General features: G+C 68.0%; 14 protein-coding genes. 3 read left to right on the top strand and 11 right to left on the bottom strand.

Going from position 1 to position 13442, the window contains the following annotated elements; translation table 11 throughout:
- Window positions 1-34 precede the first annotated feature (34 nt).
- Entirely contained in the window at window positions 35-976 is a 942-nt protein-coding gene (locus HZF19_RS04350) for an LLM class F420-dependent oxidoreductase (protein ID WP_208027528.1), read from the top strand.
- Between the two features lie 34 nt (window positions 977-1010).
- On the opposite strand, the gene HZF19_RS04345 is transcribed toward HZF19_RS04350, so the two are convergent.
- From HZF19_RS04345 to serS, 3 genes are all read right to left on the bottom strand, one after another.
- Window positions 1011-1367, bottom strand: a complete 357-nt coding sequence (locus HZF19_RS04345) for a succinate dehydrogenase/fumarate reductase transmembrane subunit (protein WP_208027527.1) — start codon at window positions 1365-1367, stop codon at window positions 1011-1013.
- Window positions 1364-1651 carry a hypothetical protein gene (locus HZF19_RS04340; RefSeq protein ID WP_208027526.1) on the bottom strand — a complete coding sequence of 96 codons (288 nt, stop codon included), beginning with the start codon at window positions 1649-1651 and terminating at the stop codon, window positions 1364-1366. The genes HZF19_RS04345 and HZF19_RS04340 overlap by 4 nt, the downstream gene beginning before the upstream one ends.
- A gap of 81 nt (window positions 1652-1732) precedes the next feature.
- On the bottom strand, window positions 1733-3025 hold the full coding sequence (serS, locus tag HZF19_RS04335) for a serine--tRNA ligase (protein WP_208027525.1): 1293 nt from the start codon (window positions 3023-3025) through the stop codon (window positions 1733-1735).
- Between the two features lie 80 nt (window positions 3026-3105).
- Between serS and HZF19_RS04330 the strand changes: the two genes are divergently transcribed.
- On the top strand, window positions 3106-4035 hold the full coding sequence (locus HZF19_RS04330) for an ABC transporter ATP-binding protein (RefSeq protein WP_307781136.1): 930 nt from the start codon (window positions 3106-3108) through the stop codon (window positions 4033-4035).
- Window positions 4032-4760, top strand: a complete 729-nt coding sequence (locus HZF19_RS04325; protein WP_208027523.1) for an ABC transporter permease — start codon at window positions 4032-4034, stop codon at window positions 4758-4760. The genes HZF19_RS04330 and HZF19_RS04325 overlap by 4 nt, the downstream gene beginning before the upstream one ends.
- Window positions 4761-4787: 27 nt before the next feature.
- On the opposite strand, the gene HZF19_RS04320 is transcribed toward HZF19_RS04325, so the two are convergent.
- From HZF19_RS04320 to HZF19_RS04285, 8 genes are all read right to left on the bottom strand, one after another.
- Entirely contained in the window at window positions 4788-5183 is a 396-nt protein-coding gene (locus HZF19_RS04320; protein ID WP_208027522.1) for a cytochrome C oxidase subunit IV family protein, read from the bottom strand.
- An 11-nt stretch (window positions 5184-5194) separates the two neighbouring features.
- Window positions 5195-5836, bottom strand: coding sequence for a cytochrome c oxidase subunit 3 (locus tag HZF19_RS04315; RefSeq protein WP_235979339.1), 642 nt, complete (start codon window positions 5834-5836; stop codon window positions 5195-5197).
- A complete protein-coding gene (gene ctaD / locus HZF19_RS04310) occupies window positions 5829-7862 on the bottom strand; it encodes a cytochrome c oxidase subunit I (protein ID WP_208027520.1) in 2034 nt (677 codons plus the stop codon). Before ctaD ends, HZF19_RS04315 begins: the two co-directional genes overlap by 8 nt.
- Window positions 7863-7903: 41 nt before the next feature.
- The gene (gene coxB / locus HZF19_RS04305) at window positions 7904-9121 is read right to left on the bottom strand and encodes a cytochrome c oxidase subunit II (RefSeq protein ID WP_208027519.1); all 1218 of its coding nucleotides are present in this window, start codon (window positions 9119-9121) and stop codon (window positions 7904-7906) included.
- A gap of 92 nt (window positions 9122-9213) precedes the next feature.
- Complete coding sequence (locus tag HZF19_RS04300) at window positions 9214-10107, bottom strand: hypothetical protein (RefSeq protein ID WP_208027518.1); 894 nt, start codon at window positions 10105-10107, stop codon at window positions 9214-9216.
- A 5-nt stretch (window positions 10108-10112) separates the two neighbouring features.
- Complete coding sequence (locus HZF19_RS04295) at window positions 10113-10706, bottom strand: cytochrome c oxidase subunit 3 (protein WP_208027517.1); 594 nt, start codon at window positions 10704-10706, stop codon at window positions 10113-10115.
- Complete coding sequence (locus HZF19_RS04290; protein ID WP_208027516.1) at window positions 10706-12298, bottom strand: cbb3-type cytochrome c oxidase subunit I; 1593 nt, start codon at window positions 12296-12298, stop codon at window positions 10706-10708. Before HZF19_RS04290 ends, HZF19_RS04295 begins: the two co-directional genes overlap by 1 nt.
- Window positions 12299-12475: 177 nt before the next feature.
- Window positions 12476-13384, bottom strand: a complete 909-nt coding sequence (locus HZF19_RS04285; protein WP_208027515.1) for a heme o synthase — start codon at window positions 13382-13384, stop codon at window positions 12476-12478.
- Window positions 13385-13442: the final 58 nt, after the last annotated feature.

The following is a 13442-nucleotide window of genomic DNA, read 5'->3' as shown; positions in this document are numbered from 1 at the left end:
ACCGATCACCTGTCCACGCCCTAGGGTGCCTCCCATGGACCTCCGGATCATGGTGGAACCTCAGCAGGGAGCGACCTACGACCAGCAACTGGCGATGGCTCAGGTCGCGGAAGCCGAGGGCTTCGAGGGCTTCTTCCGATCGGATCACTGGCTGAAGATCCCCGGTCTGAGCGAGACCGCGCTCAACCCCGGCCCCACCGACAGCTGGGTCACCCTCGGTGCCCTGGCTCGCGAGACGTCCCGTCTCCGGCTCGGCACACTGGTGTGCTCGGTGACCTTCCGCCTCCCGGGGCCGCTCGCGGTCGCGGTGGCCCAGGTCGACCAGATGAGCGGGGGCCGGGTCGAACTGGGGCTCGGAGCCGGCTGGTACGGCGACGAGCACGTCGCCTACGGCATCCCCTTCCCCGCTCTCGCCGACCGCTTCGACCTGCTCGAGGAGCAGCTCGAGGTCATCACGGGTCTCTGGCACTGCCCGCCCGACTCGCAGTACACGTTCGAGGGCCGCCACTACGGCGTCGTCGGGTCGCCGGCGCTCCCGAAACCGCTCCAGATCAACGGCCCACCGATCATCATGGGTGGGTTCGGCGAGGTGCGCACACCCCGCCTGGCAGCCCGCTACGCCGCCGAGTTCAACGTCCCCTTCGCCCCGATCGAGGTGTTCGTGACCCAGCGCGAACGGGTGCGCGCTGCGTGCGAGGCCGCCGAGCGTGATCCCGACTCGATGCGCTTCTCCGCCGCCCTCACCGTGTGCTGCGGCGAGGACGATGAAGACGTGGCGCGCCGAGCCGGCAACATCGGCCGAAGCGTCGAGGAGCTGCGCGAGAACCACCTCGCCGGTCGACCCGCTGAAGTGCTCGATCGGATCGCCAACTACGCCGAAGCCGGCGCCGACCGCATCTACCTACAGGTGCTGGACTTCGACGACCTGGACCACCTGAGGCTCCTCGGCGAGCAGGTCCTACGCCTGCTCCCCTGAGCAGCGCGGTCAGCCGCCCTGGCGCGACGAGCGCTCACAGCCCCAAGGTGAACGCGGTGCGGGTCCCGAGCAGCCCCAGAGCGACACCGGCGCAGAGGACCGCGGCGTCGGCCAGCGCCAGCGCCGCACCGGGCCGGAGGGCCCGACCGAGCCGCTCACGCGCCCCGAGCGTGGCGTGCAGCAGTCCCAGCACGAGGAACGACCAGTCGGCGACCCTCCACACCGGGCTCTCCCAGCGCGCGGCCAGCCGCACCGCATCCCATCGGGCCACGTCGGGAACGATCAGCCAGGACACCAGCTCGACCGGCAACAGTACGGCGAGCACGATGGCCGAAGCGCGACCCAGGTGCCAGCTCCACGGTGCGACCGGCCGCTCGACCGGTGCGCTCACCGCTGACCTCCGAGAGCGGGCCAGAGGATCACCAGGCTCGCGGGGACGCCCAGCGCCGCGGTGAGGAAGACCGCTGCCAGTCGCGCCGCCAGATCGCAGCGGGCCACATCCCGAGCGCCATCGAGCACCAATCGGCGCAGCCCATCGACGGTGTGGAACAGCGCGCACACCACCACCAGGCACAGCAGGATCCGCCCACCGAGGGTGCCGGCCAGCCGCCACAGCCCGTTGAAGATCGAGACGTCGAACCCCGCTGCTGCGATCGCCGCCGACCAGACGAGCACCCACCCGTAGAGTACGAACGCCGCGACGGTGGCCGATCCCGACGGCGACGGTCCCGGCGGCGGCGGCGGCTTCGCCACCGCTCAGCGGGCCTCGATGACGGTGCCCCCTCGCAGGTAAGGGGCCAGCACGTCCGGGAGCACCACCGATCCGTCCGGCTGGCGGTAGGTCTCCACGAGCGCTGCCCACACCCGGGGCACGGCGAGCGCCGAGCCGTTCAGGGTGTGGACCATCTCGATTCGCCTCTCCCCGGTCGGGCGGTAGCGAATGTTGGCCCTGCGAGCCTGGTAGTCGCTGAACCACGACACGGAGGAGACCTCGAGCCAGCGGTCGACGCCGGGGGCGTACACCTCCAGATCGAACGAGCGGTGGTGGGACTGCCCGAGATCGCCGGTGCAGATGTCGAGGACCCGGTAGGCGAGCCCGAGCGCGGCGATGGTCCCCTCGGCTCGGGCGAGCAACTCCTCGAGCATGGCTGGTGCCTGCTCAGGCGTCGTGTAGGCAAGGATCTCGACCTTGTCGAACTCGTGGACCCTCAGCAGGCCCCGGGTGTCACGCCCCGCGGAACCCGCCTCCCGCCGGAAGCAGGGGGTGTAGGCCATGAGCCGCATGGGAAGGTCCTCCTCGGCGAGGATCTCATCCTTGGCGATCGAGGTCAGCGGCACTTCCGCGGTGGGGATGCACCACAGGTCGTCGCGCTCAACGTGGTACGCATCGTCGGCGAACTTGGGGAGCTGGCCCGTGGCGGTGAGGGTCGAGGACGACACCAGGCTGGGTGGGCGCACCTCTTCGAAGGCATCGGCGTTGCGATCGAGCGCGAGCTGGCACAGGGCCCGAGCCAGGGTTGCCCCCTGCCGGCGGAACATGGTGAACATGGCGCCGGAGATCTTCACCGCCCGTTCCAGGTCGAGGATGCCGAGCTGGGCGCCCACGTCCCAGTGGGGAACCCGCTGGTGCTCGGCATACCCGTTCGGATCGAACCCCTCCACCCGGACCACGACGTTGTCCTCGTCGCTACGGCCGTCGGGCGCGTCATCGGCCGGCACGTTCGGGATCCGCAGGAGCAGTCCTCGCAGTTCCTGCCCGACCGCATCGGCTTCGGCGTCGAGCTGGTGCTCACGTTCGCCGAGCCGTCGGCTCTCGTCCTGCAGCGCTTCGGCTTCGCTGGTCCTGCCGTCTCGATGCAGCGTGCCGACCTGCTTGGAGAGCTCCTTCACCCGGGATCGCAGCTCGTCACGCTCACCCACCAGCTCCCGCAGGCGAGCGTCGAGATCACGAACCCGCTCGAGCTGCGCGGGGAGCGAGGGATCGTGCCGGCGCTCCAGCGCAGCGAGGACGGAGTCGAAGTCGGTGCGCACTCGGCGGACGTCGAGCATGCTCGCAGAAGCTAGCCGCGCCCCGCGGGGGCACAGCCATGCGCACCGTAGGGACTCCGAGCGGAGCTAGCTTCCGCAACGTGGCAGTGCAGCCAGGATCGGAACGGGCGGTGGAGGTCACCGAGCTGGTGGTGCGCTTCGGTGACACGGTGGCCGTCGACGGGCTCTCGTTCGACGCCCCGATGGGCGCGGTGACCGCCCTGCTCGGCCCTAACGGTGCGGGCAAGACCACGACGGTCGAGGCCCTCGAAGGGTTCCGGCGGCCCGACGGGGGCGTCGTGCGTGTCCTGGGCCTCGACCCGGTGAGGGCCCACCGCCGGCTGGTTCCGCAGATCGGGGTCATGCTCCAGGAGGGTGGGGTGTACACGGGCATCCGCCCGATCGAGATGCTGCGGCTCTACGCCAGCTACTACGAGCACCCCCACGATCCCGGCGAGTTGCTCGAACAGGTCGGGCTCACCAACCGGGCTCGCACCACGTGGCGGCACCTGTCCGGTGGTGAGCGCCAGCGCCTCTCGCTGGCGCTCGCGCTGGTGGGTCGGCCACGGGTGGTCTTCCTGGACGAACCGACTGCCGGCATCGATCCCGCGGGACGCCAGATCATCCGCCGGGTGGTGGCCGAGTTACGTGACCAGGGCGTCGGGGTGTTGCTCACCACCCACGACCTCGACGACGCGCAGCGCCTCGCCGACCGGGTGCTGATCATCGATCACGGACGGCTCCTCGCCAGCGGCACGCCGGCCGAGCTCATGGCCGCGGGCCAGTCCCCGCAGATCCGCTTCGCCGCGCCCAGCGGCATCGACACGGTCGCGCTCAGCGCTCACCTCCGCTCGACGGTGGTCGAGGAGCAGCCCGGCGAGTACCTGGTGGATGCCGAGGCCACGCCGGACGCGGTCGCTGCGCTCACGAGCTGGCTGGCGGAGCACGGCATCCCCCTTAGCGACCTCCGGGCCGGGCGCGGCACGCTCGAGGACGTTTTCCTGCGGCTCACCCGAGAGGGTCGGCCGTGAACGCCTACCGGATGCAGGTGCGCACCGAGCTGATGCTCAGCCTCCGCCAGGGCGAACAGCTCCTGGTCAGCATCGGCATCCCACTGCTGATCCTGGTGTTCTTCTCCCTGACCGGCGTGCTGCCCATCCCCGAAGGCTTCGCGAGGGCCGTCGACTTCCTCGCGCCCGGCGTCCTGGCACTGGCCATCATGTCCAGCGCCATGGTGAGCCTGGGGATCGGTACCGGCTTCGAGCGCCAGTACGGCGTGTTGAAACGCCTCGGCGCCACGCCTCTGGGGCGCGGCCGGCTGGTCGCCGCCAAGATCTCCATGGTGCTCGTGCTGGAGCTGATCCAGGTCGTGGTCCTGGTCACGGCAGCCCTGGCACTCGGCTGGCGGCCGAGCGGGAGCGTCACCGCCACCCTACCGGCGTTCGTGTTGGGAACAGCCGCCTTCGCGGGACTCGGCCTCCTCCTCGCCGGGACGCTCGGTGGCACGGTCAACCTGGCAGCGACCAACGGTCTCTACCTGCTGCTGCTCCTGCTGGGAGGCATGGTGGTGCCGGTCGACCGGCTGCCGAGCGGGGTGCGCGCCATCGCGGAGGTGCTTCCCGCCGCGGCGTTGAGCGAGACCGTGCTCGGGGCGTTCAGCGCCGCAGCGACCGCCTCCACGAAGGCGTGGGCCGTGCTCGCCGCTTGGGCGATCGCCATGCCGCTGGTCGCGGCCAGGTCGTTCCGTTGGGAATGATCGGATGCTCGAGCCGGCCGGGAGTCCTCAGCCTCGCCTGACCATCTCGTCGCCGGCCCAGAACATCCGGAACGCCGCCATGACCGCGAGGTAGACGGAGATCGCGAGGATCAAGCCGGCAGCAAAGAGCCGGTTCAGCAACGGCTTGTCGAACTTGAGGTGCATGAACACCCAGGCCACGGTGAAGAACTTGATCGCCATCAGGACCATCAGGGCGGCGATGATGCCGACGTTGCTCTCGTGGCCCCAGCTCCACACCGGGAGCTCCGGCCACACGTAGGTCGCGATCTCCACCGCGGTGACGATGGCGAGGAACACGGCGGTCATCACGTAGAGCCGGTCACGGGGGTACTCGGCCACCGCGCCGTCGAGGGCCTGGGTGGGGATCGGCTGATCGGTCGGTTCCGGCGTCACCGCGGCCATGGCATGAACTCCTACGGGATCAGATAGACGACGGCGAAGATGAGGATCCACACGACGTCGACGAAATGCCAGTACAGACCGACGATCTCGACGGTCTCCGATCGATGCTCCGGCAACCGCCCCCGCAGGGAGAGCAGCACCAGCGAGACGAGCATGATGATGCCCACCGTCACGTGGACCCCGTGGAAGCCCGTCAGGGTGTAGAAGGCCGAGCTGAAACGGCTCGTCGTGTAACCGAGCCCCTCGTTGTAGAAGACGGTGAACTCGTAGACCTGACCGGCGATGAAGGTGGCTCCGAGCAAGGCCGTGCCCACCAGCCAGACCCGCAGCCGGTGATGGTCACCCCGCTCGATGGCGGAGACCGCCAGCACCATCGTGAGCGAGCTCATCAGCAACACGAACGAGCTCGCGGAGGTGAACGGGATGTCGAACACGTCGTGTGGCCCCGGTCCCGAGCCGGGGAGCGGGTGCTTGTAGAGCAAGTAGGTGGTGATGAGCCCGCCGAACAGCAGGCACTCGGAGGCCAGGAACAGCCACATCGCCAACTTGGTGTTGGAGATGCCGGTGTTCGTGGCGTGGTCGGGGTGGGCGACCGGCGCGTGAGCGTCCCGCTCGGCGAGCAGCTCGCGGTGGTGGGTGACGGTCTCAGCCAACGGTCTCGGCCTCCTGCTCTTCGACCGCCGCCGCGACCGCAGCGGGCTCCCGGGTGGGCAGCTCGGCGCCCTCGAGGGTCTCGTCGTCCGGGCCGTGCTCATCGCCGTGAGCGGCATCCGGGTCGTCGGGTGGCTCCATCGCCCAGCCGTAGAGACCGGCCACGACGACGAGACCACCGATCAGGCAGAGCCACCACGTGTAGAGCAGCCCGTAGCCGATGATCGGTAGGCCGAGCGCGGTGACGAGCGGCCAGTAGGAGGGGGAGGGCAGGTGCACGCCTTTGCCGTCGCTGTGTTGCACCACCTCGTCGGTCTCCGCGACCCGAACCAGGTTGCCGTTCTCGTCCTCGCCGTACTTGCGGTACCAGAAGTCGTCCACCCGCTCGATCGTGGGGATCGGATCGAAGTTCCATTCGGGTGTCGGGGAGGGCACCATCCATTCGATCGTCCGGGCATCCCACGGATCTGCCCCCGGGGGCGGCAGGTCCTTGGCACGCTTGCGACTCAGGAAGATGTTCACGATGAAGAGCAGAACGCTCGTAGCGATGGTGAAGGCCCCGATCGTCGCCACCTTGTTCCAGATCTCGAAGCCGAAGCCCGCGTCGTAGGTGTACACCCGCCGCGACATGCCCTGGAGGCCGAGCACGTGCATGGGTGCGAACGTGAGGTTGAAGCCGGCGAGCAGCAGCCAGAAGTTCGCCTTGCCGATGCGCTCGTCGAGCATGTAGCCGAACACCTTCGGCCAGTAGAAGTAGAGCGCACCCATGAACCCGAAGAAGGCTCCGCCGAAGAGCACGTAGTGGAAGTGGGCGACGATGTAGTAGGTGTCGGTCTGCTGAGTGTCGGCCGGTGCGATCGAGTGGCTGACGCCGGACAGCCCTCCGAGGGTGAACATGAGGATCAGCCCGATGGAGAAGAGCATCGGCGAGGTGAACCGGAGCTTCCCGCCCCACATGGTGGCGGTCCAGTTCAGGATCTTCACCCCGGTGGGAACCGCGATGAACATCGTGGTCAGCGAGAAGGTCGTCACCGAGATCGGCCCGATACCGGACACGAACATGTGGTGAGCCCACACGCCCCAGCCCATGAAGCCGATGGCGACACCGGAGAAGACGATGAACGGGTAGCCGAAGATCGGCTTGCGGGAGAACACGGGCAGCATCTCGGAGACGAGGCCGAACGCCGGCAGGATCATCAGGTACACCTCGGGATGCCCGAAGATCCAGAAGAGGTGCTGCCACAGCAACGGGTTCGCACCCTGCGCCACGTTGAAGAAGTTGGCATCGAAGAGCCGATCGAACAGCAGCAGGAACTGCGCGGTCGTGAGCACGGGGATGGCGAAGAGCAGCAGGAACTGCGTGACCAGCGTCATCCAGGTGAAGACCGGCATCTTCATGAGCGTCATGCCGGGTGCCCGCATGTTGAGCACCGTGACGATCAGGTTGATGGCGCCGGTCAGCGAACCGATGCCGGTCATGATGAGGCCCAGGTTCCAGAAGTCGATCCCGTGGCTCGGCGAGTAGAGCACGCCGTTGTTCGGTGCGTACATGAACCAGCCACCATCGGCGCCGCCACCCAGGAACCACGACGTGTTCAGGAAGATGCCACCGACGAGGAAGCACCAGAAGCTGAAGGCGTTGATGCGCGGGAAGGCGACGTCCCGGGCGCCGATCTGCAGCGGCATCAGGTAGTTGGCGAACGCCGCGCCCAACGGCATCACCACCAAGAAGACGGCGGTCGTGCCGTGCATCGTGTACACCTGGTTGTAGGCATCCGCCGAGAGCAGCGTGCCGCGTGGGGACCACAGCTGCGCCCGGATCAGCAGGGCTTCACTCCCCGCGATGAGCAGGAAGAACAGCGCCGCGGCGCCGTACATGATGCCGATCTTCTTGTGATCGACGGTGGTCAACCACGAACGCCAACCCCGCTTGGACTTGGGGCGCTCGAACACACCGATCGGATGGAACTCCACCTCGGTCGGCTCGCCTGAGGGCAGGGCGAGCGGGCGGGACTCAGTGAGGGCCATGATCTTGCTCCGGGACGGCGGTGTCGTTCGTCATGTGGGCGCTACTTCAAGGTCTCGAGGTACGCGACCAGTTCGTCGATCTGCTGTTCGCTCAGGCCGAGGTTCGGCATGCCCCGTTTCTGCGTGGCGGCAGCAGGCTTCATCGCCGGCGGGTTCCGGAGCCATGCCTCGAGCGTCACCCGATTGACCGGGTACGCGCTCGTTCCCCCGAAGAGCGCGTCACCCGGATCACCGGGTGTCGACGCGTCCGTCGGGTCCCCCGGCGTCGGAACGGGGGCGCCGGGCTGCTGGGGGTAGTAGAGGTTGAAGATGGAGCCGGCGAACGTGCCACGGGTCATGAGATGGGTGAGGTTCGGCGCGACGCCCGAGAGCAATGGTGGCGGTGTCTCCTCGGCCTTCTCGAACTTGCCGTTCACGACGTGGCACTGCGCGCAGAGGTTGCCGAACTGGGCCTCACCGGCTGCGGCGAGGGAGCCCGGCTCCGGCGATCGAGCAGGACGCTGTTGATTGGCGACCCACTCGTCGAACTGGGCGGGATCCAATGCCCGCACCACCATGCGCATGTTGGCGTGCGAGAGACCGCAGAACTCGGTGCACTGCCCCATGTACACACCCGGTTGATCCGCTTCGATCTTCCAGTGGCTGTCCATGCCCGGCACCGCATCCTTCTTGCCGTTCAGGGCCGGGATCCAGAAGCTGTGGATGACATCGTGCGAGCTGATGGTCAACGACACCTCACGCCCAGCGGGGATGACCAGCTCGTTCGCGGTGGTGATGTCGCCCTGACCGTCGTAGCTGCCGTCGCCGTCGACGTCGTACTGGTAGCTCCACCACCACTGCTGGCCGTACACGCGGACCGCGAGGGCGTCATCGGACCGTTGCTCGAGCTTGATGATGGTGATGACGGTGAACACCGCGATCGCTGCCAGGATCAGTGCGGGCAAGGCCGTCCAGCCGACCTCCAGCACGGAGTTGCCGTGCACCTGGCTCGGCATCGGGGTGTCGTCGTCACGGTCCCGGAAGCGCCAGGTGATGTAGAGCACCGCTCCGAAGACCGCTACGAAGATGACCCCGGCCACGCCGAACACCGGCGCGACGAGGTTCTGGATGGTCTGGGCATTGACCCCTTTCGGGGCGAGCGTGGTCAGTGGCTTGTCGTCGTTCCGGAAGACGGCGACGATCAGGGCCACGTACAGGACGGCGACGATGGTGAAGGACGCCGTTCCGAAGACCTTCAGAAAGAGCGAGCGACGGGGCATTCAGTCTCCTCGACCTATCGAGACGCAGTGTCCCGCGGCCAGCGGGCGCGTTGCCAGCTCGGCGGGCGGAGCGAGGGCGCAGGACCGAGGCATCATGCGTCGGCCTGTCCTCGGGGCTCAGCGACCACAGGACCGAGGCTGCCCTCGCTCTCACCGCTCGTCGAGTGGGCGCCGCTCTCGGTGACCGCGCCATTCTCTTCGCCACTGTGATGCTCGAAATCACGTTGGCCCTGCACGGCCGCCACGATCCCACCGACGATCACCGCGATGGCGGCGAAGAACAGGAGCAGCGTGATGGCGTTCCTGCTGATCTGCGGGCGGGCGGCGATCAGTGCCGTGCCGAGGAGGAACACCGCGCCGACGCCCGCGAAGACCGCGACCGAGGCGGTCTCGCTGACCGCGAGCAACACCCGCGAGAGGGCGAGGACCACGATGGCGATACCGATCGCCGCGAGGATGGGTACCCGGAACGGCTCGATGAAGCGCTGGTAGATCTCGCGGTTGACCTCATCGTCACCCGTGGCCCGCTCGGCCCAGGCACGAAGCATCCACACGCCGATGACCGCCGCCAACAAACCCAGACCCGCGAGGGTCACGTACTTGTTGGTGATCTGCCCGATCACCAGGACGCCGACCGCGAACGCTCCCACCATCGGGATGAAGTTGGCTCCCGACGGAGCGCGGGTCAGCGGGACGCTCTCCGCGTGCAGGACCTGGGCTTCTGCCTCGGGGTCGGCGTCGCGGAAGGCGATGAGCAGCACCGCCATAGCTGCTGCCACGAGCGTCAGCGACATCAGCACGGTATAGGTGAAGTGGTTGCCGACCCCACCCTTCCAGCCGATGGACAGCGGCCCGACGACGGCATTGATGACGGACTGACCGCTGGTGAACGCCTGGGTGAGCGCGCCCAGCCAGCCGAACACGGCGAGCGCGGCGAAGAACCGGAACGCCGTCGTGAACATGCGGGAGCGGACGAAGGAGAGCATGGCGCCTACTTGGTGATGTAGATCGCGTACCAGAGGATGGCGTACGCCACGACCATGGCGTGCCAGAACAATGCGGCAGCGGAGACACCGTCGTGCTGGCGGCTCGTCTCCCGGCCGCCGAGAGCGCGGAACGCCATCACGGCCGTGAAGATCATCGCGGCAACGAGCATGGCGAGGTGCGCTCCGGTGATCGTGTAGACGAGCACCGCCTGCTGGTTCGCGATGACATCGAACTTCATCAACGTGTAGAGGTACGACTGCATGTTGACGTACGCGATGCCGAAAACGAACGTGAGCCCGAGCGCGATGTAGGTGTTGACTCGATCGTCACGGGCCACCGCGTAGACCGCCCACTGCATGGTGATGGCCGAGGCCAGGAGGGTGAAGAGCATCACGTTCGGCTGCTGGAGCGGGATGGTCACCCCTTCGGGCAGCCAGGTGTCCCCCGCTTGGAGCAACTCCGCTCGCCGGGTGAGGTAGATGCCGAGCAGCCCCCCGAACAGCATCAGCGCCGCGGCGGACGCGAACCCCGACGCCACCATCAACACCCGCGGCCGCTGGAGCGGAGGCGCCGGTGGGAGTGCATGCGTGACCGCCATCAGGACCCAGCCTCCTTGACGTCGAGCAGCGGTTCGGCGGACTCGATAGGCGGGAGCTCACCGAAGTTGCCCGTGGGTGGGGGTGAAGGGGTTGCCCACTCCAAGGTCTGCCCACCCCACGGATCCTCCTCCGCCCGGGGTCCACGACTGGCAGCCAGCATGTTCAACCCGGCGAGGAGCACGGCGACGGCCAACAACGCAGCGCCCGCGGTGGACACCAGGTACAGGGCGTCGGCCGCGTCCGCCAGCCGGTCCCAGCGGTTGGCGAAACCGAGGACACACAGCGGCAGCCCGGCCAGCACCGAGCCGGCGAAACCCACCAGGACCAGGATCTTGCCGAGGCCGTCGTTGGCCAGCCGGCCCGTGACCTTCGGGGACCAGAAGTGCAGCGCGGCGATGGCGCCCACGCTCACCGCGCCGACGACCAGCGCCAGCATTCCCGTCTGGAAGGCGTTCGCCAGTGGGAGATCGAGGCGGTCGTTCGCCTGCAGTCGCAGTGGACGGATGACGTAGAGGGCGCTGCCGAGGGCCGCCAGGATCAGGACCAGGGCAGCGAGCAAGGCGCCGACGCTGGCGGTGGTGATCCGGGGCCGGCCCTGCGTCATCGTGGTGGCCCAGCCGGCGATCAGCAACAGGAGCGGGATGAGCAACACCACGCCCACCACCACGAACAGGACTTGTTCCCAGACGTCCTCGTTGAAGTAGGGCTGGGCGAATGCACCGAACGACAGGATCCCGAACGCGCCGATCGCGGCCAGCAGAAAGCCCCGGTTCCGCTGCCGGACCCCGGCTGAGGTGGCGACGATGTCGCCGAGCGCGCCGAGCACGGGGATGGCGAACGCGAACACCTGAGGCTGCTCGAACAGCCAGCCGAGCTGCGGCCACTGGTTGAGCGCGACGCCGAAATCCGTGGGCCGACCGAAATGGTGGTCGACGTAGATCAACAGCACGTTGGCGAGGAACACCGGCAGGCTGAGCAGCCAGATGGCACCAGCGACGAACATCCCCCACGAGAACATCGGAACCCGGTCGAGGTACATACCAGGAGCCCGGAGAGCGACGACCGTCGTCATGACGCAGATCGAGGCCAGGAGCAGGGCCACGATCGTCACGCCGATCGCCAGGTAGGCGAGATCGACACCCTTCGGGCGCCCGCCACCGACACCACCGTTCACCGAGTAGGCGATCAGGAGGAGCACCGAGCCGAGCAGCCAGGTCCAGAAGGCGGCGGCCGCAGCGCGCGGGAAGGCGATGGTGGACGCCCCAACCTGGAGAGGTACCACCACCGTCGCGACACCGACGAGCAGTGGGATGGCGAACAGCAGAGCTAGGCTCAGCCGTCCGAGTGTGAAGACCTGCGACGCGGTGTCGGCACCAAGGACGTCGGTGCCAGCGGCATCGAGGGTGATCAGGCCCTGGAGCACCCAGGCCACGATGCCGAACAGCAGGGCGAAGCCGATGTAGAAGCGGCCCAGGGTCTTGTGGTCGCCGGTCCCGAGCACCACCGCCACCGCCGGGTACTCCTCGCCGGTGTCCCAGGGGTTGGTGTGCGTCTCGGTGGCGGTTTCGGGTCTGGTCTCGGTGATCGCCATCTCAGTTCGTGAGCTCGCGACGGTGACAGCCGTGCACCTCGGCACACGGGCGTCGGCGTCAGGGCGCGAACGCCTCCTCCCGGAACGACAGTACGGCTCGGGACTCTACACACCTGCCAATCGGGGCGAAAAACGAACGGAACCGTGCCTCGTGGGCTGCTCCGTCACCGCGTCCGCTCACAGGCCGAACCGGACCAGCACGTCCACCGCGATCGCCGCGAACAGCAGCGTGACGTAGGAGATCGAGAACGAGAACAACCGCATCGCCACCGAGGGTGACTCGGTGCGCAGCACGCCCACGGAGAGCCCGGTGAACAGGGCGCCGAGGACGACCGCGGCGATCGTGTAGACCGTCCCCATGCCCGCGACCGGGGCGAACACCAGCGTGAGGACCCAGACCGCGACCGCATAGACGACGATCCGCACCGCGGTGGCGTGGAGTGAGCGGACGGCCGGCAGCATGGGCACCTCGGCCGAGGCATAGTCGTCGCGGTAGCGGATGGCCAGGGCCCAGAAGTGTGGCGGCGTCCAGAAGAAGATGACACCGAACAGCACGAGAGGGGCCCAGGAGAGCTGGTTGGTCACCGCGGACCAGCCGATGAGGACCGGAGCGGCGCCGGCCGCGCCGCCGATGACGATGTTGGTGGTCGAGGTGCGCTTGAGCCAGAGGGTGTAGACGAAGACGTAGAAGAGACAGGCAGCGAGCGCCAGCACCGCGCTCAGCAGGTTCACCAGCCCCCACAGCCAGAAGAAGGCGACCGCCTCGATCGCCACCGCGAAACCCAGAGCCTGACGCGGTGCCACCGCCCCGGTGACGAGTGGGCGGTTCTTGGTCCGCTGCATGACCGCGTCGATGTCGCGATCAACGTACATGTTGACGGCGTTGGCCCCGCCCGCCGCCAGTGTGCCCCCGACGACCGTGGCGACGATCAGCCCCAGTGATGGCAGGCCCCGCTCGGCCACGATCATGGTCGGAACGGTGGTGACGAGCAGGAGCTCGATGATGCGTGGCTTGGTCAGCGCCACGTACGCCCCGACACGGCGTTGCCAGGTGAGGCTGGCCGGGGGAGCGGCGGTGGTGGCCATGGCTCCCCGAGCGTAGAGCGGTCCATCCCTCACGGCGAAACCGCCTGCCGGCCCGGCC

This window comes from Rhabdothermincola sediminis (assembly GCF_014805525.1).
GTDB classification, from domain to species: domain Bacteria; phylum Actinomycetota; class Acidimicrobiia; order Acidimicrobiales; family Acidimicrobilacustridaceae; genus Rhabdothermincola; species Rhabdothermincola sediminis.
Note: the sequence above shows the minus strand (reverse complement) of the source record. Positions and strands in the feature narration are given on the sequence as shown.